Genomic DNA, 22,565 nt, shown 5'->3' with positions numbered 1-22,565 from the left:
ATGAGCACAACGACTGACTCGGCTCTGGCGGCACCTGCCCGCTCGAACGGTAGCGCCCCATCCGGATCAGTTCGTTCTGCTCGCAACACGGCTCCAGCCGTCAAAACCCGGAACGCCCGCAACCCTCGCTCGTCGCGAACGCGAATCAGCCGAACCCGCGGGGGACGCCTTCTGATCTCGTCGATCCTGCCGCTGGCCATCCTGTTGGTGTGGCAGATCGCCTCTACCTCCGGGCTCGTCTCGGTCGCTCAACTTCCCTCCCCCGAGATGGTCTACCTCGCCGGTGTCGACCTCATCCAACGCGGCCTGCTGGGTCCCTTCATCGGGATCTCCCTGCAGCGTGTGCTGATTGGCTTCACGATTGGCGCGGCCCTCGGCCTCGTCTTTGGCGCGATCGTCGGCCTCGCCAAAGTGTGGGAGCAATTCTTCGGCTCCACCTTTGGAGCCATCCGCGCGGTGCCCTCCCTGGCCTGGGTTCCCCTTCTCCTGCTGTGGCTGAAAATCGGCGAGGAGTCGAAGCTCACGCTCATTGCTATCGGCGCTTTCTTCCCCGTGTACACGACGGTCGCCGCTGCCCTTCGTCACGTGGATCGCCAACTCGTCGAGGCGGGTCGCGCTTTTGGCCTGTCGGGTGTGGCCCTCTTTCGCACGATTCAGCTCCCGGCTGTGCTTCCCGCCGTCATCTCCGGACTTCGCCTCGCGCTCGCACAAGCGTGGCTCTTTCTCGTGGCCGCCGAGTTACTCGCATCTTCTGCCGGACTCGGCTTTTTGCTTCTGGACTCCCAAAATAACGGGCGCACCGATCGCGTCATTCTGGCGATCATCCTCTTAGCCATCTTTGGAAAGACCACGGATGCCCTCCTCAGCCTCTTCGAAAAGTGGGCCGTTCGTCGCTGGGCCTAACTCGCGGCAATTCCCCTGAGCTGGTCAATATGAGTGAAAATCACGGCCGCGAGCCCGTGAACCGATAGGTTCACTTCCATGACACTCAACGAAGACCCCCCGATGGCGGAACCTTTAGTACCGGCTCCCGGTTCAAAAACGAGCCGTTCGACAGGCGATACCGTTGCCTCTATCGTGCTCGTGCTCATTGCCGTCGTCACCAACCTTGGGATTTCCTTCGCGGGCTTCATGCTGGTCATGATGTCGGACTCCTGTAATGCTTCCTGCAACGTGGATGTCCTGAGCGGCGGGGTTATCTTTGCATCGGTCGCGCCCAGTGTCGTGACCATCATTGGCATCGTCATCACGATTGTGCTTGTCGTGCGCGCAAAGCTCGCATTTTGGGTGCCGATCGCCACCGTCGGAGCCCAAGTAATTGCCCTGGCCATCGGAGCCCTCATGGTCTTTGGGAGCATCGGTTCGCTGTAAAACGACGATTTCAACCGCTATCTATCGGAAACACAGTGTTCCGACGGTCAGTGCTCCGAAGGTTATTGGCGCAATCCCGCCGTCGCCCGAAGTCGCCCGTCGAGTGGTCACGTTTGGCGGCCTCCCCCACCACTTTGCCCATCGAGTCGTCACGTTTGGTGACATCACGGAGAAAAACGTCACCAAACGTGACCACTCGATGACGCTTTGCCCTTCGTGGGCCGCCAAACGTGACCACTCGATTGTGGGTTGGAAGCTACTCAGTCCGAGAAGGACCGGTTTCATGGCGGCGTCTATTGGCGAAGGGGTGCCGTCGCGAGGGTGAGCTTGAGGAGCTCCGCGAGGAGGGCGGCAGCGGAGCGATCCATCCCCGGGGTCGCGGTGAGGGTGCGGTCAGGCGCCGCCATGGCGGTGAGGGTGCGGACAGGCAAAGCTGATGCGGCGAGCGCCTGGTCCGCGGGCGCGTCGGTGAGCAGCGAGCTGACCCGCGGGATCATCACAGTGTCGGGCATCACGATCATCTTCAGCGCCGCGCCCACTTGCTTGATGGCCTGAGCGGCGCGAAGTCCGCCCGAGATGCCGCCGTAGGTTACGAGGCCCAGCGGCTTGTAGTGCCACTCCACATAGAGATAGTCGAGCGCGTTCTTGGTGGCCGCGTTCATCGAGGAGTTGTATTCGGGGGCGACGAAGACCACCGCATCCGCTCGCGTTATTGTGGCACTCCACTTCTTGGTGTGCTCGTGCGTGTACTTCTGCTCGCCAGGCTGATTCGGTTCATCCAGCAACGGCAAGGCAACCTCAGCCAGGTCAATCACCTCGATTTCGAAGGTGTCGGCGGCGCGGGCGTGGGCCGTAAACCAGGCTGCGACCGACGGGCCAACGCGCCCCGGACGAGTGCTACCGGTGATGATATGTAGGCGTGGCTTGGTTTCTGGATTCGTCATTTTTTGACCCGTCCCGTGAAGTGTTCCATAGTGTCGTACACGCCAAAAACTTTATCGGCAACCACATCGAAAGCGGCTTGCGGAAGGATACCCTTCAGCACCTTTGACATGTGCACGGTCCACGGCAACATCAGCATTCCCTTGCCCTCTTTCATGGCCTTCCAGACACGGTCCACCACGTAATCCGGTTGCATGATCGGCGTCATCAGCGGCCCCTTTACCCCCTCGAACATGCCGGTGGCGATGTAACTAGGGCAGACCGTCGTGACCATGACATTACGGATGCCCTCCTGCGCCAACTCCAAACGCACCGAGTCACTCCACCCAATCAGGGCCCACTTGCTCGCGGCGTAGACACTCATGCGCGGGTTCGAGAGGGTGCCGGCCGCCGAGGCAATGTTCACGATGCGCGAGCGGCGCTTGCCCGCAATCATTCCGGGGAGGAACTCGCGGGTCAAGAACATGGGCGCCAACGTATTGATGCGCATGGTGAACTCGGTGTCGCGCTCGTTGTCGTGCTCCCAGAACAAGGCACCTTTGACGACGCCCGCATTGTTGATCAACACGTCGACCCCGCCGTGTTCCTCGCGCACGAGTTGGGCAGCGTGTTCTAGCTGGAGGCGATCCGAGATGTCGACCAACATCGGCACGATGAGGGTGTCGCTGTCGGCACCGGCGTTGGAGACCAGACGCAGGGCCGCCGCTGTTTCGGCAAGTGCTTCTTCGTTAATGTCCCAGAGAATGACGGTGTCGGCACGTTCGGCCACGGCACGCTCGGCGTACAGCCGCCCCATGCCCATGGCGGCGCCGGTGATGAGAACGCGAGTGCCTGCAATATTGAACGACATGGTTTTATTCTTGCACGCAGGGGTTTTCTGAGAAAGAGTCATAATTGTGCGTGGATGCTCGCTCGATGGGTATTTTGCTCCAAAAAACGCTGTTTTCACGCAAAGAAATGCGAAAATCGTCTCGGGATCGCAGCTACGCTCGTTACATGAATACCGTTGCCACTTCTGCCCCGCCCACGGAACTCGTGCGCGTTGACCTTATCGCTCTTCCCGCGTGGATCGCCCTCAAGGCTGCCGCCACCGCACTCCAGGGGATGCAGATCAAGAACGGTTCCATTCCGGATGCGGCAACAGACACGAGCGTCCAGACCGCCGCCCGGGCGCACGTCGCCACGATCTGCTCCTCCATCGAAGAGCTCGCCCCGCACTTCCCGCACGATGCGAGCTACCTCGCGGCCGCGATTGCGGACTTTGGCCGCTGGGTCGACGGCGGTTTTGTTGAGCCCGATTTTCTTGCCTCGATTCTGGAGTTTGCTCCGGCAGCGCAGCGGGTGGACGGTATGCGTCATCTCGTTATTTTTCCCATGTACACGCAAAACGGCAGCATCAACCGTTTCGTTGAAGCTGTGCTCGTTGAGGTTCTCTGGCCCGAATTCATCGCCGAGCTCGAGGCCGGCGCCTACTCCAACAAGCTGTTTGTTCCCCTGCGTTTTCTCGACTTCACTGCCGGGTATGACACCAACTCGGCCGTACTGTTTCCCGAGACCGTGGCCATGAGCTCGGTTCCGGCGTTCACGTGGGGCGCCATTTTTCAAGACCGCGAGGCCGCTCGCTTCCGAACGGTAACAAAAGCCGCCGTTGAGATCACCGGCCTGACCATGCCCACGGATGCTCGCGAATTACTCACCGACCAGCACCTGGCCGAAGAGGCTTTTATCATGTGGGACCTCATCCACGACCGCACGCACATGAGTGGTGATCTGCCCTTCGATCCGTTCATGATCAAGCAACGTATGCCATTTTTCTTATATGGTCTCGAAGAGCTTCGCTGTGACCTCACCGCCTTTCGCGAGAGCGTCAAAATTGACCGAGGCAGCACCGCGAGCCCCGAGATTCGTCGCCATGCGCGCCTCGTTCAGTACGCAGTAATCTTCGACCGCATCTTCCGTTTCTCGATGACGGGAACGCGGGTTCGCAACTACGACGCGGTTGCCGGCCAACTGCTCTTCGCGTGGATGCATCAGCACGGGGTTCTGCACTGGACCAACAACAAGCTCACGATCGACTGGGCTGACGTGCCCGATGTCGTGGTCGAGCTGGGGGACGCCATCGACGAGCTCTATTGGCGCTCCATCGATCGCCCCAAGATCGCCCACTGGCTGGCCGCGTATGAGCTGGTTGCCGCCACCCTTACCCCACACCCCGCCTCCGTATGGGCAAAGGGTGCCGATTCCCTGCCAGTTACGGGGGCACCGGGGCTGATGACCGACCAACTTCTGGATGACGAGTTCCCACTTTCGATGTTCTATGAGGCTCTGCAGCGTAAAATGTTGCCCGTAATTGAATCGACCGTCGGCATCCGCGCCTAGGGTTAAGTCATGGAAAAACTGCATGACACTGCCTGGCGTGGATTCGCATCCGATAACTATGCCGGGGTGCATCCCGAGGTTCTGGATGCGTTGGCCACAGCTAACGGCGGGCACCAGATTGCCTATGGCGAAGATGCATACACCGAGCATCTCGGGGTCGTTATGGCGCAGCACTTTGGTGACGGCATCGAAGTTTTCCCGGTATTCAACGGTACGGGCGCGAACGTTCTGAGCCTGCAGTCGATGTTGCCCCGCTGGGGCGGCGTCATCTGTGCCTCAACCGCCCATGTCAACAACGACGAATCGACCGCGCCTGAAACCGTGGGTGGCTTCAAGCTGCTGACCGTTCCCGCCCTTGAGGGCAAGCTCACTCCCGCGCTAATCGATCAGCAGGCGCACGGTCGTGGCGACGAGCACCGCGCTCAGCCGCTCGTGGTCACCATTACGCAGTCGAGCGAGCTCGGCACGATTTATACTCCGGATGAGGTCTCGGCCATCAGCTATCACGCCCACTCGCTGGGCATGACCGTGCACCTCGACGGAGCTCGCATCTCCAACGCCGCTGCCTCCCTGGGCGTTCCGTTCAGGGCCTTCACGCGTGACGCCGGCGTCGATATTGTGAGCTTTGGCGGAACCAAAAACGGCCTCATGGGAGCTGAGGCCATCGTGGTCTTGAACCCGGAAGCCGTGCATGGGTTGATCTACCTGCGCAAGATGAACATGCAGCTCGCGTCCAAGATGCGCTTTGTGTCGGCGCAACTCATTGCGCTACTGGAGGGTGACCTGTGGTCGCGTTCGGCAACGCACGCCAACGCGATGGCAACCCGCCTGCGTTCCTCGCTCGAGGGTGTGCACGGAGTGAACTTCACGCAGCCCACCCAAGCTAACGGCGTCTTCGCGACGCTGACTCCCGGCGTTGCCGACGAGCTCCGCAAAGAGTTTAGGTTCTACGACTGGAACACGGCCACCGGCGAAGTTCGCTGGATGTGCGCGTGGGACACCACCGAGGCTGACGTCGATAATTTTGCCGCCGCTGTCCGCAAGCTTGTATAAGCTGTGGCCATGACAACCACCTCTGATAAAACCCCCGTCTCCGTGCGCAAAATCAGGTCCGGCGATTTTGATGAATGGCTCGTGTTGTGGGGGGGCTACCTCCGGTTCTATGAGGAAGACCTGCCGCGCTCGACGACGGATGTCAGCTGGAGTCGTCTGCTGGATGACAACGTCAACATGTCAGGGCTCGTTGCGGTCGTTGACGGTCGCATCGTGGGATTCACCAACTATCTCTTCACGGACTCGACGTGGCACGTGAACCCCGACTGCTACCTCGAAGACCTTTTCACCGCAGCCGATGTCCGCGGCCTCGGCGTGGGCCGTGCCCTCATCGCCGCCGTGACCGACATTGCCCGTGCCGCTGGCTCCGACACGGTGTATTGGCAGACCCAGAATTCCAACACCACCGCACGCACCCTCTACAACAAGGTCGCCAGCGATAACGGGCACATGCTCTACGAGATTGACCTGCACGCCTAGTCACCTGCCTCCCCTTCACTGGCCCACCCACTGCACCACGACAGCTGTGCTCTGGCGGGAATTTAGAAGCGGCACGAGTCGAGTAGACGCGTTTAGTGGCCTCTCCGGGCACAATAGCCATCGAGTGGACGCGTTTAGTGGCCTCGGGCGCCCTGAAGGTCGCTAAACGTGACGGGTCGGTGAAAGTTTGGTACCGCGACCCCGCTAAACGTGACGACTCGATGAGAGATGCAGAAGGACGCGACGCGCCAAGGTCAGAAAGCCCGCCGGGAGGCGGACCTTTTTTCTTTCATTACCCCGAATGACGCGAGTTTTGGCGGCGAAGCTGGAGCGTCCGTAACGTTGACAGCGTGTCGACGATCGCAAACCCTCCCACCCCAGCGGCCCCCGCAACCCCAGCGACGATTGCGAACTTGCTGACCGAAAACCGCACCTTCGCGCCCTCCGCGGCGTTCGTGGCGCAGGCCAACCTTCGACTCGACGAGCCTGTCCACCCAAACGATAACGACGAAACCGGCACCACTGGATCGACCGGCACGGACCGCGCGGACTTTAGCAACGCAGCCGGAAGAGACCCATGGGCCGCGGCGGCCGCAGACCCGCTGGCATTTTGGGAAGAACAAGCCCATCGGCTGAGCTGGGCAGAGCCGTGGCACACGACGCATATCTGGGAACCGGCCGTCCAGCGACCCCTCCACGAAACCAAGGTTTCTGAGGCTGCCAAAAGAAAGCCTTCAGTCGAGGATGACGAAGACGCCGTAGACCACGAATCCAGCGAGCTCAGCGTCCCGCACGCCGAATGGTTCGTGGGCGGAAAGCTGAACGTGGCGGTGAACTGCGTGGATCGCCACGTGGACGCCGGGAACGGCGGCCGCGTGGCGATCCACTTTGAGGGAGAGCCCGGCGACCGGGAATCGATCACCTACGTCGAGCTTCAGCGCCGGGTGGCTCGTGCCGCGAATGCGCTCACGGCCCTTGGCATCGTGAAGGGTGACCGCGTGGTGGTCTACCTCCCCGTCATTTCGGAGACCATCGTCATTACCCTGGCGATCGCCCGCATCGGTGCGATTCATTCACTCGTATTCGGCGGGTTCTCGGCCGAGGCGCTGAAGTTTCGCGTCGAAGACACCGGCGCGAAGTTGCTCGTCACCAGCGACGGTCAGTTCCGAAGGGGAAAGGCCGTGGCGGTCAAAGCCAACGCCGACGAGGCCGTCTCGGGCGAAAACTATATCGAGCACGTGCTGGTCGTTCGTCGCACGGGTGATGCCACCGCCGACATTGCCTGGACGGAAGGCCGCGACGTCTGGTGGCACGATGTGGTGGACACGGCATCCGATATGCACAAACCGGAATACTTCGATGCCGAGACGCCGTTATTCATCATTTACACCTCGGGCACCACAGGCAAGCCCAAGGGAGTCGTGCATACCGCGGGCGGTTATCTGGTTCAGACATCCTGGAGTCATTGGGCCGTCTTCGACGCCAAGCCCGAGACCGACGTCTACTGGTGCACCGCCGACCTTGCCTGGGTCACGGCCCACACTTACGTGCTCTACGGTCCGCTCTCCAACGGCGTGACCTCCGTTATCTATGAGGGAACCCCAAACACCCCCGACACCGGCCGCCACTTCGAGATCATCGAACGCTATGGCGTGACCACCTACTACACAGCACCAACGCTGATTCGCACGTTCATGACGTGGTTCCCGAACGGGCTCCCCGACACGTGGGATCTCTCGAGCATCCGTTTACTCGGCTCTGTCGGCGAATCGATCAACCCCGAGGCGTGGGTCTGGTTTCACACCCACATCGGCGGCGGCAGTGCGCCGATCGTCGACACCTGGTGGCAGTCCGAAACGGGCTCGGCGATCGTCGCGCCCCTCCCCGGCATCACGGTTCTCAAGCCAGGATCGGCCACCCGCGCGGTTCCCGGTGTCAACGTGAAGATTGTGGATGAGGCCGGCGCCCCGGTTCCGTGGGGCTCCGGTGGCTATATCGTGATCGACGGAACCTGGCCGTCCATGGCCCGCGGGGTCTGGGGTGACCCGAAGCGCTATCGCGATTCCTACTGGGCTCAGTATGCCAAGCAGGGGTACTTCTTCGCCGGTGATGGTGCGAAATATGACACAGATGGCTACATTTGGCTGCTCGGCCGAGTGGACGATGTCATTAACGTGTCGGGTCACCGTCTCTCCACGATCGAGATTGAGTCGGCCTTGGTGTCGCATCCGGATGTCGGCGAAGCCGCGGTCGTGGGAGTATCCGACCCCGTAACCGGCGAAGCAATCGCCGCGTTCATCGCGCCGTCGCAGTCGCTGACCGACGAACAGCGCGCTGACCCGAAGACCTGGTTGCGCCTCACCGAGGAACTTTCGGCAAGCCTGCGCGCCCATGTCACGCACGAGATTGGAGTCATCGCTCGGCCTCGTGACGTGCTGATTGTTCCGGATGTTCCGAAAACCCGCTCCGGTAAAATCATGCGCCGCCTGCTGGTCGACCTCTCGGAGGGGCGTGTCCTGGGCGACACCACGTCACTGCAAGACGAGACGGTCCCCGCCCGGATTGCCGAGATTCTGGATGCTCAGCGCTTTACGAAGTAGTGGACGGCCCCGTACTCGGGACCGTCCACCATCTTCATGTTTCAGAGCAAATTAGCTGATTAAACCGTTGTCCTGAAGCCACATGCGTGCGACGTCTTCGGGGTCTTCTCCGTCGATGTCAACCTGTGCGTTCAGCATCTGCAAGACCGAGTCGGTCAGTGCGACCGAGATGGGATCCAGTACGGTCGCGATTGCGGGGTAGGCCGCCAACGTGGAACTCTTGAGAGTGAAGGCTCCCTGGTAAACAGGAAAGAATTCCTTGTCATCGGTCAAGATCGTGAGGTCAAGGGCTGCAACGCGGCCATCCGTAATGAAAACTTCGCCGAAGTTACACGTTCCGCCATCGGCAGTGATCTGGTAGATCGCACCAGTGTCAAGGTTCGAAACGTTGTTCGTGTCGAGACCATACGTCGATGCAAGTCCGGGCCAGCCATCGGGACGAGCCGAGAACTCAGCTTCGATGCAGTAGCTCTGGTCTGCTGCGGGCAAGGCCGCAACGTCACTCAACGTTTTTACACCGAGTTCTGCAGCCTTTTCCGAATTCATCGCGAATGCGTACGTGTTATTGAATTGTCCACCCTCAAGCCACACAACATCATTAGTGGCGAGGTCAGCCTCACTCACGGCTGCGTACTGGGCGTCTGCTCCGGTGATAGGAGCATCATTCTCAAGGTAAACGAGCCATGCGGTACCGGTGTACTCGTAGTAGCCGATGATTTCATCGCCCATCAAAGCGGCGCGAGCGTTGGTCGATCCAGCGAGGTCCTGGTAGCTCACGTCGGCGCCCGCATTGTTCAGGGCGATCGTGGCGATATTACCCAGAACGAGCTGCTCGGTGAATTCCTTCGAGCCCACAACTCCGGTGAGACCAGCGAGCTCGCCGGTTCCCGTGTTCGTCTCTGCTGCCCCTGCGGAACAACCCGTTACGGCAAGTGCGCCGGCTACGAGCATTCCTACGAATGCTGATTTCTTGGTGGTAATCATACTTTTCCCTTCAGTTGGTGCGAATGGTAGTGGAACATTTTTGGGCGCTCTGGTAGCGCGAGTGTGCCGCTAGCTGGTTAGTCCAGGCCCCGGGGAGTCATGGCCACCTCGAGTATTCCGACCAGCCAGTCGAGGATGAGAACGAGGGCCGAAACGAGAACGGCACCCGTCAAAAGAATGGAAATTCGGTTGAGCTTGAGCCCAATCACAATTGCCTCCCCGAGGCCACCGGCGTTGATGAACGTGGCCAACGTCGCGGCGCCGATGCTGAAGACCAACGCGGTGCGGAATCCCGAGATAATTTTCTGCGCGGCCAACGGCAACTCAATGGCAAAGAGAATCTGCGACTTGCGCATTCCCATTCCGCGGGCCGCTTGGATCAGTGTGGGGTCGACTCCTTGAAGTCCGACCAGCGTGTTGCGAAGGACGGGCAGGAATGAGAAGGCTACGAGGGCAATAATGGCCGTCCCTGGGCCGATGCCCAGAATCAGGGCCAGGATGACGAGCACACCGATCACGGGCGTTGCTTGCCCGATGTTGGCAACCGTTAAGGCGCCTGTCATAGCCCACTTCGAGTTGGCGCGGGTCAGGAAGACCCCCACGGGAATTGCAATCGCGGCGGCAATCACGGCAGCCGAAACGGAGAGCCACAAGTGGCTCCACAAGGCCTCTCCCACATAATTCCAGTTGAGAACGACCGTTTCGATCGAATCTGGCGTACCGCGTGAGATATGAAATATTGACAGCGCCGCCAGCATGGCGATCGAGATGGCTGGCAACTCCCACTGCAACTTGTTGCCACGAAAACGGCTTGGGCGCTTGTGAGAAGCTGCCGCAACCGCCGCCGCCGCCACTTCTTTCTTCACATCAGAATCCTTTTTGGGATCTTCAGAGTCAGGATCGGGCTGCGTGGAGTTAGGAATGAAACCGAAGGCAAGGCTGGGCGAAAACATTACTTGACGCCCTCTTCCGTTTCCATGGCCTCAATCTCGGCGCCGAGCCGCTTGGCAATATCTTCAATAGAAATGGATGCTGTTGGCTGCTCGTTTTCATCGAGAACCAGAATCGGGAGACCGTCGCCGCTGATCACAGCGTCGAGAGCATCCCGCAATGTGGCATCGATTCCCACGGAAGCGGCGTCCTTTGCGGCCGCACCGACAGGGCCCAGCTCGGTGTCTGCCACCTCCAACAGGGCGAGGTGCTTGAGGTTCAGGCCTGAGCCGATGAACTCCGCAACGTAGTCATTGGCAGGTGCTGCCAGGATGTGGGCGGGAGTATCGAATTGTTCAATATTGGTTCGGGGGCCCAGGATGACGATCTTGTCCCCCAGCTTGATGGCTTCCTCGAAATCGTGCGTGACGAAGATGATGGTCTTCTTGATGCGCGACTGGAGCGCGAGGAATTCATCCTGCAACTTCTCACGGGTGATGGGGTCGGTGGCTCCGAAGGGCTCATCCATCAACATCACGGGAGGGTCAGCAGCGAGGGCACGGGCAACGCCAACGCGTTGCTGCTGCCCGCCGGAGAGTTCCTTGGGATACCGTTTGGCGTACTCCGTGGGGTCCAGCTCCACAAGTTCCAACAGTTCGACAACGCGGTCAGCGATGCGCTCCTTGCTCCAGCCCAGAAGCTTGGGAACAATAGCGATGTTCTCCGCAATCGTCATGTGGGGGAATAAACCAATTTGCTGAATGACGTAGCCGATTTTTCTCCGCAACTTGTTTTCATCCAGGTCACGAATATCCGTGCCATCAATCGTGATGATTCCGCTGGTGGGCTCGATGATGCGGTTAACCATCTTCATGGTCGTGGTTTTTCCGCAACCTGAAGGACCAACGAAGACGATAAATTCACCGGGCTCAATGACCAAGGAAAACTCGTTGACGGCAGATTCTGCTTGTCCGGAGTACTTCTTGGAGACCTTATCGAAGACGATACGGGCGCCAACGGACGCTTCCTTACGGAGGGAGGCGCGAGTGGGTACCGGGGCACCCTCGGCAGTTGCCTGGGGATTGGATTGCGCGGAGACGGTAGGGGGTGATGAAACGTTAGACATGATTGCTCCTAAAGAGACCCATTTTTGCGACAAGGGCGAAAAGCCCGTCTATCGCGAGGGCCAGAATGACCACTCCCACGGTGCCGATGATGGCAAAGTTGAGTGCGTTGACAGACCCGAGTGACGCTAGGCCTCTGAAAATATACGTTCCAAATCCGGGGCCGGCGACGTAGGCCGCGATCGTGGCGACACCCACAATCAGCTGGGCAGAAACTCGCAAGCCCGACAAAATGAGAGGCCACGCGAGCGGCATCTGGATCTGGAAGAGGACCTGGGACTTCGACATTCCCATGCCGCGGGCGGCTTCCATGAGCTGCTTGGGAACCGAGCGGAGGCCCACGATTGTGTTTCGAAGTATAGGAAGCAGGGAATAGACCGAGAGCGCTACGACGGTCGGAACCCAGCCGAGTCCAAAAATTGGAATCATGAAAGCGAGGAGCGCCAGAGCGGGAATTGTCAGGAAGATACCAGCGAGTGCGAGCGATGAACTTGCGAAGAACGACTTGTTCCAGGAGAGGAGTCCTAGGGTGATGGCGATAATCGCCGCGGCTGCCAGCGAGACCAAAACGACCCCTGTGTGACCGAGCGCCATTTCGAGAACGTCGTCCCAGCGTTTAACCAAAAACTCAAAAATAAAAATTCACCTCGTCATAAACGCACACCAAACCGATGGATTTGAGTACCTTTTGACCATAGAGGGGTACAGAGACGGAAATCAAAATGGTTGTGTATATGACAATTTGCTAATCTTGACTTATGTCATTGCAAAGCGTGTCTTCTAGCAGGAGTAACTTCGGGACTCCTCGCCCCTTGGTCAGTGGTTTGGCGAGGGATATTGCAATAATTGAACTTCTTGCCACGGCAGAGTCGTGGGAGAACGGCGGCCTTGGCGTTAGCCAAATTGCGCAAATGTCATCTCGTGACAAAGGCCAGGTATCGCGGTGCCTCACAACGCTTCTCGCCGCCGGACTGGTAGATCGCGATCCGACAACGCGGCGGTACCGCATTGGCATCCGTTTTTACTCCATTGCATTGCAAACCCAAGAGGCATTTCTCGTCATGGTTTCGCAGCGCTTCCTGCTCGAGGCCGTTGCATTCACGCAGGAGACGGCGCACTTGAACATCTTGCGCGGGAGCCATCTGCAGACACTGCGCACCGAAGAAGCACGCACTCCCCTTCGTGATGCCACGTGGGACGGGCGCATTCTGCGGGCGATCGACACGGCATCCGGGCGCGCCATCCTGGCGACGTTTAGCGAGACGGAACTTAAGGCGTGGTTCGAGGAGCATCAGACGACCGTTGAGGCGAACGAGAGCGACGTTGTTGAGGGATCATCACCCCAGATCACGACGTACGCCCGCCTAGCCGGCGAATTAGCGCTCGTGCGCGAGCGAGGGTACGCGATTGTTAAGGGAGAGTTTGCAGCCGGCGTTATCGACGCTGCGGCAGCAATTAGTGACGGGGCGGGACGCGTGGTGGGTGCCATCAGCGTGGGCATGCCAGAGGCCCGAGTTGGGCAACAATTCTCCCAACTCGGCCTCGTCGTGGCGCGGGTCGCTCAAGACTTCACTCGCGAACTTGGCGGCAGTCCATTTTTGCGCGACGCGATTGCATCAGAGTAACGCCAGCGGATCTTTAAGCGGCAGCAGCAACAGTTTCGATCGGGCCATAGCTGACGATCTCGTCAAGTTCGATGCGCGTGCGCGGGGCAACCTCACGCTCGGCCAACACTTGGGGAAGAGCATCAGGGGCCCCGAGGGAGCCGACGGCCGTTACCGAGACAACACTGAAGCCAGCGGGGACGTTGAAAGCGACGGCGAGTTCATCGCGGTTGATACCACCCATTTGGTGGGTGAACAGGCCGTCGTGCGTGGCTTGCAGAGAGAAGTGTGCCACAGCCTGGCCCAGGTCGTAGAGAGCATAGGTGTTCTCCTTGCCTTCGGCATCGGAGGTGTGGGCAATGTTGACGACGAGGGCTGAAGCCTGCGGTGCCCACGCGGTGTTAAAGCTCATGAGGTTGGCGGCGATGGTTTCGAAGGTCTCGTCGCCACGAAAGCCGACGACGAAGCGCCAGGGCTGAACGTTGTTGGCCGAGGGCGCCCAGCGCGCCGCCTCAAGCGATGCCGTGACGGCTTCGCGAGTGAGCTCGGCGGTTGCGTCGAAGGAACGGGGGCTCCAGCGAGTGGCGTGGATCTCGGAGATGGGAGCGATGGTGATGGCCAAGCGTGACATGGTTTTCCTTAAGGTAAGAGGCAAGCAAAAAGCGGGACTAAAAAAACTTGTGGCAACACTGGCACGTTGGAGATAACGCTTCGCGTGCGGCAGTATTCCCGCACTTTTCTGCAATCTTTTTTATTCCCAGCAAAAGGAAGACGGTTCCAGAACCTCACTGGCTTTTGACCGCACGAGAGTTCATTCGTGCTCGCTCGCCGGAGACATTGCTACCAGGGTAGGACTACGAGTAGCATCATTACATGAAGATTAGTGTGAGCCTCCCCGAAGATGACGTCGCGTTCCTTGACGAGGTCGCTAAGTCTCCTGCATTTGATTCGCGATCCGCAGCTCTCCATGAGGCAATCAAGCTCATGAAAGTCGAACAACTCAAGGATTCCTACGCCCAAGCCGATGCGGAATGGTATGACTCGGGAGACGCGGAACTCTGGGACTCAACGGTCGGAGACGGGCTCAGTTCACGATCATGAGCGAGACGACTGGAGCTACTGACACCACCTTTGCACTCGCGGTAACCCTGCTGAGACGGGGGCAGATAGTTTTGGCGGAACACGACCCTGCCAGAGGGTCGGAGCAAAACAAGACTCGTCCCGTTCTCGTCATTAGCAACAATGCTCGGAACGAAGTCATTTCTCGGAGCGGCCGTGGGGTTCTGACAGTGTTGCCAATTTCCAGCAGTACCGACTCTGTCTTTCCTTTTCAGGTACTGCTCTCGACCGAGGAATCAGGCCTCCCCCAGGAGTCCAAAGTGCAGTGCGAGCAAATTCGTGCTCTCGATTTCTCTCGGGTGGTGCGCCCGGTGGGCTGGATTGCGGCAGAGACGCTGGCCCGAGTTGAGGCTGCGCTCATACTTCATCTAGCGCTCTAAAGCTCGACGGCGGGTGTAGTGGCTAGTCTGCCAAGCTAGCGATCTCAATGGTTACTGAGTTGTTAGCCTCAGAGAGTGACTAATAACGAAGACCGCTACGGCTCAGACGTGCTGGCAGATTTTAACCGCCGCGCGCCAAAAGTCGAACTGCCAATCGTGGAGGCCCTGCCCGATCTGGTCCTCGAGGATATTTCTAGCGAGTTCTGCGGCGCCGTCGTGCGCGTCGAGGGCCGCATGGTGGAACTCGAAGACCGCCATGGCCGCCGCCGCATGTTTCCGCTCGGCCCCGGCTTCCTTTTCGAGGGAGTGCCCGTCGCCATCAGGGCTCCTCGCACGAAGACTGCGTCCGGCGGCAGCCTAATCGGGGCTGGTAGAACAGCATCAGGCTCAATAGCGGCGCCTCAGGAACGTGCCCGCGTCGCCCGCGCCAGCCGGATCTTCGTCGAGGGCAGGCACGACGCCGAGCTTGTCGAGAAAGTCTGGGGTGCTGACCTTCGCATCGAGGGCATCGTCGTCGAATACCTTGAAGGCGTCGACCATCTGGCGGATGTGCTGGCCGAGTTCAAGCCCGGTCCGGGGCGTCGGGTGGGCGTGCTCGTCGACCACCTCGTGCCGAACTCCAAAGAAAGCCGCATCGCCGAGGCCGTGGCTCGTGGACCGTTCCGCGACAGCGTACTTGTGATCGGGCATCCGTATGTCGACGTCTGGCAGTCGGTGAAGCCGGCCCGACTGGGCATCGCCGCCTGGCCCACAGTTCCGCGCAACGTGGAGTGGAAGCACGGCATCTGCGTGGTGTTTGGCTGGCCCCACGAAGATCAGGCCGACATTGCTCGTGCGTGGCAGCGCATCCTCGGCCGAGTATCAAACTATGCCGACCTCGAGCCCCAGCTTCTGGGTAGGGTCGAAGAGCTCATCGATTTCGTTACGGGCGAGTAGCCCAGAACAAGCCGCAACACGAGCACAACACACCCGGAGGTATTACCAGCCGAGGGTGCCGGGCGCTCCCTTGAAGGGTCCAACGACCTTCGACGTGATCCAGCCACCGTAGAAGTCGCCTTCCTGCGACTGAACAATCTCGCCATTCACGAGGCAGCGGTCCATGGCCGACGGGTAAATGGCGACATGGTCCTTCAGCGCCTCGTAGCCGTGAGTGGGGTTCGCGTAGAACCAGGCGGCACTCTCGGCGCGCCGACCCTTGGGCCCGACAACGGTGAGATATCCCGCCATGCCCTTGAATTCACAAAACGACTGGCCGCGGGCTGGTTCCAGCGAACCACTTAAGAAGGCATCGATCGGCAGATAATAGACCGGCGGATGACTGGTCTCCAGAACCCGAACGGCATTATTCGTGTCTACTAAGACCACGCCACCGAACTCGATCACAATACGCTCGTTCGTCGCCTCAACCCGAGGAGGCCGCGGGTAGTCCCAGACCGATTCCTGTCCCGGCTGTGGCGGGATGCGTTTAGGCAACGGGTGGGGTGGCCGTATCGGCAGCTTTCGCTGCCTTGGGGAGGGCAGTCAGGATGCGGTCGATGGCACGTTGGTCGTGGGCCGCTGTGACGAACCACGCTTCGAAGAGAGAGGGCGGTAGCGAAACGCCAGCGTTGAGCATGGCGTGGAAGAAAGGCGGATAACGCCAAGATTCCTGACGCTGAACGGCGGCATAATCATGCAGGCCCGAAATGGCAGCCTCCTCGCCGAAGACAATGCTGAACAGGTTGCCGGCCCATTGAATGCGGTGGGGGACCGATACCTGGGAGAGTGCGGCAGAGGCAGCATCGGCAATGGTGCGAGCCGTGCGATCGAGCTTCTTATACACGCGCGGGGTCAGCCCTTGGAGTGTGGCGATCCCGGCCGCTACGGCAACCGGATTACCCGACAGCGTGCCGGCTTGATAGACGGGGCCAAGGGGAGCAAGGAGTTCCATGATGTCGCGCCGGCCACCGATTGCGGCCACGGGCAGGCCGCCACCAATGACTTTGCCGAAACAGAAGAGGTCGGGACGGTAGCCGCTGGAGTCCTTTGACTTATCTTCGACACCCCAGAACCCAGCGGCCCCAACGCGGAATCCTGTGAGCACTTCGTCGAAAATGATGAGGGCACCATGCTCGTGGGCAATTGCTGTCATCGCGGCATTGAAGCCGGGAAGCGGAGGCACTACCCCCATATTGGCGGGGGCGGCCTCCGTAATGACGGCAGCAATCTTCTCACCGTGTTCGGCGAAGACGGCGCGTAGGGCATCCGGATCGTTATAGGGGATGACCAGTGTCTGCGCGGCGATAGGGGCGGGCACCCCGGCAGAACCGGGAAGCGCAAACGTGGCGAGGCCCGAACCGGCGGCGGCCAACAGGCCGTCGGAATGACCGTGATAGTGGCCAGCGAACTTCACGAGAAGGTCGCGGCCGGTGGCAGCGCGTGCCAAACGAATCGCGGTCATCGTTGCTTCAGTGCCTGTGGAAACCAGTCGCACGCGATCCACGGGAGAAACCCTCTGCTCGATGAGCTCGGCCAAGATGGTCTCGCCCGGGCTGCTCGCGCCGAAGGACAGTCCCTTGGCCGCCGCTTTTTGCACAGCCTTCACTGCACGCCGATTCGCATGCCCCAGAATGGCGGGGCCCCAGCTGGCAATAAGGTCGACGTACTCGATGCCCTCCGAGTCGTAAACGTACGGTCCTTTGGCCTTCACTAAGAAGCGAGGGGTCCCCCCCACGGAGCCGAACGCGCGTACGGGAGAGTTGACGCCTCCCGGGATGGCAGCCTGCGCGCGATCAAACAGTTGGGCGTTCGTCATCTTCTTGCTCATGCGCGGGGACGTACCTTTCGTGAATTAAGGGCATTGAGACGCTGGGCAATCTCGATGGCCCAGTAGGTGAGAACGACGTCGGCGCCCGCACGGCGAATGGAGAGGACAGACTCGTCGATGGCACGCTCGCGTTCAATCCAGCCATTGGCGGCGGCAGCCTCGATCATCGAGTATTCGCCCGAGACTTGATATGCCCAAACGGGAATGGGACTGGCGTGGGCCACATCGGCCAGAACGTCGAGGTAGCTACCGGCGGGCTTGACCATGACAATGTCGGCACCCTCGTCGATATCGAGCAGCGCTTCGCGCATTCCCTCGCGGCGGTTACCGGGGTCGAGTTGATAGGTGCGGCGATCTCCGACGAGCGCAGATTCGACCGCGTCCCGGAACGGACCGTAGAACGCTGAAGCGTACTTGGCCGAGTAGGCCAGAATGATGACATCCTCGCGACCCGCGGAATCTAGGGCTTCACGCACGGCGGCAACTTGGCCATCCATCATTCCGGAAAGGCCAAGGAGGTCGGCACCCGCCTCCGCCTGAGCGAGAGCAAGCTCTTGGTAACGCAGAAGAGTGGCGTCGTTATCGACCCGACCGTCCGCATCCAGAACACCGCAGTGGCCGTGATCGGTGAACTCGTCGAGGCATAGGTCGGCCTGCACGACGAGCGCCTCGCCGACTTCCTCTTTGACCGCACGAAGGGCGGCATTCAAGATTCCGGCCGAGTTGGAGCCGGCGGTACCGGTCGCATCGCGCTCCTCGGGCACACCGAACAGCATGATTCCGCCCACTCCGGCATCGACGGCGTCTGCGGCAAGGCAACGTATGCTCGAAAGGGAATGTTGCATGACGCCGGGCATTGAGCCGATGGGAAGAGCCTCGGTCAGACCCTCGCGCACGAAGGCGGGAAGAACGAGGTGTCGGGGTTCGAGGCTCGTCTCCGAGGTCAGGCGGCGAAGCGCCGGGCTCGAGCGCAGACGCCGCGGGCGAATGGGAAGGTTGACATCAGACATGGGATTCCTCAAAGTAGTGCGCGAGCGAGGCAACCAAGGCCTCAACGTTTTGGGCCTCGGCCGTGACAGCAACGGAGATGCCAAGATGTTCGGCGAAGGCCGTGGTTCCCTGACCGATCGACGCAAAGACCATGGAAGGCTCGACAGCTTCGGCCTCTTGAGCGCCCGCGACAAGGGTGGGGAATCGGGCGAGGAATGCCGCCGCGATGCTTCCCGAGGTAAGTAAGGCGGCATCAATTCCGGTGGCCAACAGGACACCGTCGCTGACGACGTTGGCTTCGACGGGAATCGTTCGGTAGGCAATGACCGCGGTCACGGTGTGACCGGCATCCGTCAAGGTATCGGCCAGGGCGGAGGAGGCGAGGTCTGACTGGAGCACGAGGATGCTGGCCGGCTCATCTCCCAGTTGCGCGATGAGTTCGGCGGCGAGGGCCTGGGCGTTGGCGACCTGACCGGTGGGAATCATCGACACGTGAAAGCCTGCGTCTTCGAGAGCGTCACCGGTGGCCGTGCCGACTGCGGCGAGCTGCGTCGCGGAAGGAACAAAGACCTGCTCCTCAGAGAGGAGACCGACGGTCGCGACACTGGTAATCGTCACCCAGTCGTACTCGCCGGCTTCGACATCGGAGAGAGCTGAGACGAGTTCGCCGGGATCAGCAGGGGGAGCAAATTTCACGAGGGGGGCGACGATGGGGACCCCGCCGAATTCCCGCACGAGTGACGAGACGTTCTCTCCCCAGCTACCGTCGCGAGGAATGAGGACCCGGCGACCCGCGAAGCCTGCGGCGGCGACTCCTGAAGAAGAATCTGCGGTCATCAACGTGACCCCAACGGCGCGAGGGCGGCCGCGCCGGCCGCTAGTAGCTCGGTCACAAGCAAGGCTGCGCCCTCTGGGCCATGGTCACTCGCACCATTCCACGTCTTGGTAATCTGCCGCTGACCGTCGAGACTCAGCACGGTGGCGGCGATCCGCAGCGAATGAGTTGCCGCCATTGTGTCGGCATTGAAGGCGGTGGAGATCGAGGCGGTCACCCCAACGGGAGCCGCGCATCCGGCTTCAAGACCAGCGAGAACCGCGCGTTCGGCAAGGGCCGTGACTCGGGCTCCGATGTCATCAATCTGGCCGACCAGAGCAGTGATGCCATGCGAAGCTTCGTCACTACGGGTTTCAAGCGCCAGTGCACCCTGGCCCGGGGCGCAGGGCCACGTATCAAGCTCGAGATGCTGGGTAATGGCTTCGGGGCGACCGATGCGCACGAGCCCGGCAGTCGCGAGGACGACGGCGTCCAGCTCGCCGGTGGTTACCTTGCCGAGGCGGGTATCCACGTTTCCGCGAATATCGAGAACGCTCAGATCGGGCCGGGCCGCCAAGAGTTGGGCCCGCCGGCGCGGAGAACCCGTGCCCACCGAAGCACCGAGGGGGAGCGTCTGAAGTGTCATGCCGTCCCGGGCGCAGAGGGCATCCCGGGAATCTTCGCGGGTGGGAATGGCGGCAATCACGATGCCGTCAACTTCTTCTGTGGGGAGGTCTTTGAGTGAGTGCACAATGACATCACACTCGTCGGCCAGCAGAGCGTCGCGCAGGGCGCTGACAAAAACACCCGTTCCACCCAGGCTCGCGAGGGAGGCCTTCGAGGTGTCACCATGGGAGGTGATACGCACGAGCTCCACATCACGGCCGGCGATCTCGGCCAGCCGATCGGCCATCATGCCCGTTTGAGCGAGGGCCAGCGTGCTCGATCTCGTTCCAATGCGTAGCGGCGGCAGGACCGATTCCACGTGATGCGCGGGATCGTGCTCGGTCACGGCTTGAGTCCCGACAGTGCCGGTTTGAAACCGAGGCGTGCGTTCTCGCAGCATCCCGTGCGGCACACGTCATACCAGGGCCCGAGCGTGGTTTCATGCGGACGGTTGGCGCCGGGAAGGCCGGTGACGCGCTCCAGGATCAGGTCGACCAGTCCAGAAACATACGCGGGATGGATACCCGGAGTGGGCGTGCGCACAGCGAAGATCCCAACCTCAGCAGAGGTTTCCATAGCCTCGGTGTCGAGGTCCCACATGACCTCCATGTGATCGCTGACAAAGCCCAGCGGCACGATGAGCACCGCTTTGCGACCGGTGGCGGGGAGCAACCGGATGGCGTCGTTCACATCCGGCTCCAACCAGGGAACCTGAGGGGGGCCACTGCGCGATTGGAACACGAGCTGCCAGGGAGTGGTGGTGCGGCCGAGCTTGCCCATGATGACCTCGGCAACGGCACGGTGCTGCGCAACGTAGGCGCCACCCGCGCCAAACCCGCGCTCGGGCGGTCCCGAACGATCGGCGTCAGAGTTCGGGATGGAGTGCGTGGAGAAGAGAACCTCCACTTCGGTCTCTAGATTGATGCCGGGGAACTTCGCTTCAACGCTTGCGAGGCCATCGCGGACGCCCTCGACAAAGGGAGCCACGAATCCGGGGTGATCGAAGAACTGACGCACCTTGTCAATTTGGAGCGTCTGCCCCAGGCCCGTGTCTTCGAGGCCATCGGCCAAGTCTTCGCGGTACTGGCGGCAGCTGGAAAAAGAACTGTACGCGCTAGTGGCGAGCGCGAGCAGACGGTGCTTGCCGGCGTTTGCAGCCTCGGTCATGGCTTCATTGACATAAGGCGCCCAGTTGCGGTTGCCCCAGAAGAGGGGAAGGTCGAGGCCGCGTGCCGTGAGCTCAGCGGCGAGCGCCGTTTTCAGCTCCCGATTGTGTTCGTTGATGGGGCTGATGCCATCAAAGTGGCGGTAGTGGTGCGCCACTTCTTCGAGGCGTTCATCAGGGATGCCCCGCCCGCGCGTGACGTTGCGCAGAAACGGGATGACGTCGTCCTGGCCCTCAGGCCCGCCAAAACCGAGCAACAATATTCCGTCGTAGCTGGTGGGCGTCTCGATCCATGGCAGCCCACATTGCGCTTCGGGAGTCGCACTCGCCACAAGCGAACCGGGAGCAAAGAACTCACCGGTAGCGCCGGGCGCCTTGTGCGACCCGCCGCCGGCACCCAGGTTTGCGGCAGCCACTACCGAACCACCTCGGCGACCTCAAGCGCCGTGATCCGACGACCCGTGTAGAAGGGGAGTTCATCTCGAACGTGGCGACGGGCATCCGTACTGCGAAGTTCACGCATCATGTCGACGAGGTCGATGAGGTCATCGCTTTCGAGTGGCAGCAACCACTCCCAGTCGCCGAGAGCGAAGGCGGAGACCGTGTTGGCCGTGACGCCCTTGAAGGCAGCCCCGGCGCGACCGTGTTGGGCGAGCATGGCCGACCGCTCCTCTTCGGGAAGCAGGTACCACTCGTAGCTGCGCACGAACGGGTAGAGGCACAGCCAGCCCTTAGGCTCGATGTCGCGCAGGAATCCGGGAACATGCGACTTGTTGAACTCGGCGTCGCGGTGAACGCCCATGGCGCTCCAGACCAATTCCAGCGGAGCGAGGAGTGCCGTGCGGCGCAGGTCGCGCAGGGCCTGCTGCAAACCGGCGGGGTCAGAGCCATGCATCCAGATCATGATGTCGGCGTCGGCACGCATGCCCGAAACGTCGTAGAGACCGCGGGTGACGACCCCCGAGCCCTCGAGGGTAACGATGAGAGCATCCAACTCGGCAACAAAAGTGGGTACCAGCGAATCGGATGCGGCACCCGCTGAGGTGGCCAGGGTAGCCCCCGACATGCGAGCCTGTTCAGCGCTCAGAATTGCGAAAAGTGTGTAGCCGTTCCCGGTCGAAGTCATGATGTTATTGTCCTCTGCTTGTGTGGTGGCGA

The 22,565-nt window shown here is 60.8% G+C and carries 24 protein-coding genes; 10 read left to right on the top strand and 14 right to left on the bottom strand.

Features of this window, described 5'->3' with window-relative positions:
- The gene (locus tag FB555_RS10560; RefSeq protein ID WP_182485440.1) at positions 1-903 is read left to right on the top strand and encodes an ABC transporter permease; all 903 of its coding nucleotides are present in this window, start codon (positions 1-3) and stop codon (positions 901-903) included.
- A 78-nt stretch (positions 904-981) separates the two neighbouring features.
- A complete protein-coding gene (locus FB555_RS10555) occupies positions 982-1,371 on the top strand; it encodes a hypothetical protein (RefSeq protein ID WP_182485439.1) in 390 nt (129 codons plus the stop codon).
- Positions 1,372-1,664: 293 nt separating this feature from the next.
- Here FB555_RS10555 and FB555_RS10550 read toward each other — a convergent pair whose 3' ends face one another.
- Both FB555_RS10550 and FB555_RS10545 read right to left on the bottom strand, forming a co-directional pair.
- On the bottom strand, positions 1,665-2,315 hold the full coding sequence (locus FB555_RS10550) for an NADPH-dependent FMN reductase (protein ID WP_182485438.1): 651 nt from the start codon (positions 2,313-2,315) through the stop codon (positions 1,665-1,667).
- Positions 2,312-3,163, bottom strand: coding sequence for an SDR family NAD(P)-dependent oxidoreductase (locus FB555_RS10545; RefSeq protein ID WP_182485437.1), 852 nt, complete (start codon positions 3,161-3,163; stop codon positions 2,312-2,314). The genes FB555_RS10550 and FB555_RS10545 overlap by 4 nt, the downstream gene beginning before the upstream one ends.
- 146 nt (positions 3,164-3,309) lie before the next feature.
- Here FB555_RS10545 and FB555_RS10540 point away from each other — a divergent pair, with 146 nt between their 5' ends.
- The 4 genes from FB555_RS10540 to acs all read left to right on the top strand — a co-directional run bounded on the left by FB555_RS10540 (position 3,310) and on the right by acs (position 8,825).
- The gene (locus FB555_RS10540; RefSeq protein ID WP_220475976.1) at positions 3,310-4,692 is read left to right on the top strand and encodes a DUF6421 family protein; all 1,383 of its coding nucleotides are present in this window, start codon (positions 3,310-3,312) and stop codon (positions 4,690-4,692) included.
- A 9-nt stretch (positions 4,693-4,701) separates the two neighbouring features.
- On the top strand, positions 4,702-5,745 hold the full coding sequence (locus FB555_RS10535; protein WP_182485436.1) for a threonine aldolase family protein: 1,044 nt from the start codon (positions 4,702-4,704) through the stop codon (positions 5,743-5,745).
- 9 nt (positions 5,746-5,754) lie between these two features.
- Positions 5,755-6,225: a GNAT family N-acetyltransferase gene (locus tag FB555_RS10530; RefSeq protein WP_182485435.1), complete on the top strand. Its 471-nt coding sequence runs from the start codon at positions 5,755-5,757 to the stop codon at positions 6,223-6,225.
- A gap of 350 nt (positions 6,226-6,575) precedes the next feature.
- The gene (gene acs / locus FB555_RS10525) at positions 6,576-8,825 is read left to right on the top strand and encodes an acetate--CoA ligase (protein WP_425485623.1); all 2,250 of its coding nucleotides are present in this window, start codon (positions 6,576-6,578) and stop codon (positions 8,823-8,825) included.
- A gap of 51 nt (positions 8,826-8,876) precedes the next feature.
- Here acs and FB555_RS10520 read toward each other — a convergent pair whose 3' ends face one another.
- The 4 genes from FB555_RS10520 to FB555_RS10505 all read right to left on the bottom strand — a co-directional run bounded on the left by FB555_RS10520 (position 8,877) and on the right by FB555_RS10505 (position 12,487).
- Positions 8,877-9,809, bottom strand: coding sequence for a glycine betaine ABC transporter substrate-binding protein (locus tag FB555_RS10520; protein WP_182485434.1), 933 nt, complete (start codon positions 9,807-9,809; stop codon positions 8,877-8,879).
- A gap of 77 nt (positions 9,810-9,886) precedes the next feature.
- Positions 9,887-10,762 (bottom strand): ABC transporter permease, encoded by an 876-nt coding sequence (locus tag FB555_RS10515; RefSeq protein ID WP_182485433.1) that lies wholly within the window; start codon positions 10,760-10,762, stop codon positions 9,887-9,889.
- Positions 10,762-11,865: an ABC transporter ATP-binding protein gene (locus tag FB555_RS10510; protein WP_182485432.1), complete on the bottom strand. Its 1,104-nt coding sequence runs from the start codon at positions 11,863-11,865 to the stop codon at positions 10,762-10,764. Before FB555_RS10510 ends, FB555_RS10515 begins: the two co-directional genes overlap by 1 nt.
- The gene (locus FB555_RS10505; RefSeq protein ID WP_246323731.1) at positions 11,858-12,487 is read right to left on the bottom strand and encodes an ABC transporter permease; all 630 of its coding nucleotides are present in this window, start codon (positions 12,485-12,487) and stop codon (positions 11,858-11,860) included. Before FB555_RS10505 ends, FB555_RS10510 begins: the two co-directional genes overlap by 8 nt.
- A 134-nt stretch (positions 12,488-12,621) precedes the next feature.
- Here FB555_RS10505 and FB555_RS10500 point away from each other — a divergent pair, with 134 nt between their 5' ends.
- Positions 12,622-13,488 carry an IclR family transcriptional regulator gene (locus FB555_RS10500; protein WP_182485431.1) on the top strand — a complete coding sequence of 289 codons (867 nt, stop codon included), beginning with the start codon at positions 12,622-12,624 and terminating at the stop codon, positions 13,486-13,488.
- Positions 13,489-13,501: 13 nt separating this feature from the next.
- On the opposite strand, the gene FB555_RS10495 is transcribed toward FB555_RS10500, so the two are convergent.
- On the bottom strand, positions 13,502-14,098 hold the full coding sequence (locus FB555_RS10495; RefSeq protein WP_182485430.1) for a nitroreductase family protein: 597 nt from the start codon (positions 14,096-14,098) through the stop codon (positions 13,502-13,504).
- Positions 14,099-14,340: 242 nt separating this feature from the next.
- On the opposite strand from FB555_RS10495, the gene FB555_RS10490 reads away from it, so the two are divergent.
- From FB555_RS10490 to FB555_RS10480, 3 genes are all read left to right on the top strand, one after another.
- Positions 14,341-14,568 (top strand): ribbon-helix-helix domain-containing protein, encoded by a 228-nt coding sequence (locus FB555_RS10490; RefSeq protein ID WP_182485429.1) that lies wholly within the window; start codon positions 14,341-14,343, stop codon positions 14,566-14,568.
- Entirely contained in the window at positions 14,565-14,966 is a 402-nt protein-coding gene (locus tag FB555_RS10485) for a type II toxin-antitoxin system PemK/MazF family toxin (protein WP_220475975.1), read from the top strand. Before FB555_RS10490 ends, FB555_RS10485 begins: the two co-directional genes overlap by 4 nt.
- 75 nt (positions 14,967-15,041) lie before the next feature.
- On the top strand, positions 15,042-15,902 hold the full coding sequence (locus tag FB555_RS10480) for a DUF3097 family protein (protein WP_182485428.1): 861 nt from the start codon (positions 15,042-15,044) through the stop codon (positions 15,900-15,902).
- 42 nt (positions 15,903-15,944) lie between these two features.
- On the opposite strand, the gene FB555_RS10475 is transcribed toward FB555_RS10480, so the two are convergent.
- The 7 genes from FB555_RS10475 to hemQ are packed head-to-tail and all read right to left on the bottom strand — an operon-like array spanning position 15,945 to position 22,533.
- Complete coding sequence (locus FB555_RS10475) at positions 15,945-16,457, bottom strand: DUF427 domain-containing protein (protein ID WP_182485452.1); 513 nt, start codon at positions 16,455-16,457, stop codon at positions 15,945-15,947.
- A complete protein-coding gene (gene hemL, locus FB555_RS10470; protein ID WP_182485451.1) occupies positions 16,432-17,760 on the bottom strand; it encodes a glutamate-1-semialdehyde 2,1-aminomutase in 1,329 nt (442 codons plus the stop codon). Before hemL ends, FB555_RS10475 begins: the two co-directional genes overlap by 26 nt.
- A gap of 8 nt (positions 17,761-17,768) precedes the next feature.
- Positions 17,769-18,782 (bottom strand): porphobilinogen synthase, encoded by a 1,014-nt coding sequence (gene hemB, locus FB555_RS10465; protein ID WP_182485427.1) that lies wholly within the window; start codon positions 18,780-18,782, stop codon positions 17,769-17,771.
- Complete coding sequence (locus FB555_RS10460) at positions 18,775-19,599, bottom strand: uroporphyrinogen-III synthase (RefSeq protein ID WP_182485426.1); 825 nt, start codon at positions 19,597-19,599, stop codon at positions 18,775-18,777. The genes hemB and FB555_RS10460 overlap by 8 nt, the downstream gene beginning before the upstream one ends.
- A complete protein-coding gene (gene hemC / locus FB555_RS10455) occupies positions 19,599-20,588 on the bottom strand; it encodes a hydroxymethylbilane synthase (RefSeq protein ID WP_343046461.1) in 990 nt (329 codons plus the stop codon). The genes FB555_RS10460 and hemC overlap by 1 nt, the downstream gene beginning before the upstream one ends.
- Positions 20,585-21,823 carry a ferrochelatase gene (locus tag FB555_RS10450; protein WP_425485622.1) on the bottom strand — a complete coding sequence of 413 codons (1,239 nt, stop codon included), beginning with the start codon at positions 21,821-21,823 and terminating at the stop codon, positions 20,585-20,587. Before FB555_RS10450 ends, hemC begins: the two co-directional genes overlap by 4 nt.
- Complete coding sequence (hemQ, locus tag FB555_RS10445; RefSeq protein WP_182485424.1) at positions 21,823-22,533, bottom strand: hydrogen peroxide-dependent heme synthase; 711 nt, start codon at positions 22,531-22,533, stop codon at positions 21,823-21,825. The genes FB555_RS10450 and hemQ overlap by 1 nt, the downstream gene beginning before the upstream one ends.
- Positions 22,534-22,565 lie beyond the last annotated feature (32 nt).

The sequence above is a fragment of the Alpinimonas psychrophila genome (genome assembly GCF_014137865.1).
GTDB classification, from domain to species: domain Bacteria; phylum Actinomycetota; class Actinomycetes; order Actinomycetales; family Microbacteriaceae; genus Alpinimonas; species Alpinimonas psychrophila.
Note: the sequence above shows the minus strand (reverse complement) of the source record. Positions and strands in the feature narration are given on the sequence as shown.

What these genes read in the sequence shown, in the direction of transcription:
- FB555_RS10490 (WP_182485429.1), top strand. Translation starts at nt 14,341, where the DNA reads ATGAAGATTAGTGTGAGCCTCCCCGAAGATGACGTCGCGTTCCTTGAC.
- FB555_RS10555 (WP_182485439.1), top strand. Translation starts at nt 982, where the DNA reads ATGACACTCAACGAAGACCCCCCGATGGCGGAACCTTTAGTACCGGCT.
- FB555_RS10545 (WP_182485437.1), bottom strand. Translation starts at nt 3,163, where the DNA reads ATGTCGTTCAATATTGCAGGCACTCGCGTTCTCATCACCGGCGCCGCC.
- FB555_RS10510 (WP_182485432.1), bottom strand. Translation starts at nt 11,865, where the DNA reads ATGTCTAACGTTTCATCACCCCCTACCGTCTCCGCGCAATCCAATCCC.
- FB555_RS10485 (WP_220475975.1), top strand. Translation starts at nt 14,565, where the DNA reads ATGAGCGAGACGACTGGAGCTACTGACACCACCTTTGCACTCGCGGTA.
- FB555_RS10560 (WP_182485440.1), top strand. Translation starts at nt 1, where the DNA reads ATGAGCACAACGACTGACTCGGCTCTGGCGGCACCTGCCCGCTCGAAC.
- hemB (WP_182485427.1), bottom strand. Translation starts at nt 18,782, where the DNA reads ATGTCTGATGTCAACCTTCCCATTCGCCCGCGGCGTCTGCGCTCGAGC.
- FB555_RS10540 (WP_220475976.1), top strand. Translation starts at nt 3,310, where the DNA reads ATGAATACCGTTGCCACTTCTGCCCCGCCCACGGAACTCGTGCGCGTT.
- FB555_RS10520 (WP_182485434.1), bottom strand. Translation starts at nt 9,809, where the DNA reads ATGATTACCACCAAGAAATCAGCATTCGTAGGAATGCTCGTAGCCGGC.
- FB555_RS10515 (WP_182485433.1), bottom strand. Translation starts at nt 10,762, where the DNA reads ATGTTTTCGCCCAGCCTTGCCTTCGGTTTCATTCCTAACTCCACGCAG.
- FB555_RS10495 (WP_182485430.1), bottom strand. Translation starts at nt 14,098, where the DNA reads ATGTCACGCTTGGCCATCACCATCGCTCCCATCTCCGAGATCCACGCC.
- hemQ (WP_182485424.1), bottom strand. Translation starts at nt 22,533, where the DNA reads ATGACTTCGACCGGGAACGGCTACACACTTTTCGCAATTCTGAGCGCT.
- FB555_RS10460 (WP_182485426.1), bottom strand. Translation starts at nt 19,599, where the DNA reads ATGACCGCAGATTCTTCTTCAGGAGTCGCCGCCGCAGGCTTCGCGGGT.
- hemL (WP_182485451.1), bottom strand. Translation starts at nt 17,760, where the DNA reads ATGACGAACGCCCAACTGTTTGATCGCGCGCAGGCTGCCATCCCGGGA.
- FB555_RS10550 (WP_182485438.1), bottom strand. Translation starts at nt 2,315, where the DNA reads ATGACGAATCCAGAAACCAAGCCACGCCTACATATCATCACCGGTAGC.
- FB555_RS10535 (WP_182485436.1), top strand. Translation starts at nt 4,702, where the DNA reads ATGGAAAAACTGCATGACACTGCCTGGCGTGGATTCGCATCCGATAAC.
- FB555_RS10530 (WP_182485435.1), top strand. Translation starts at nt 5,755, where the DNA reads ATGACAACCACCTCTGATAAAACCCCCGTCTCCGTGCGCAAAATCAGG.
- FB555_RS10500 (WP_182485431.1), top strand. Translation starts at nt 12,622, where the DNA reads ATGTCATTGCAAAGCGTGTCTTCTAGCAGGAGTAACTTCGGGACTCCT.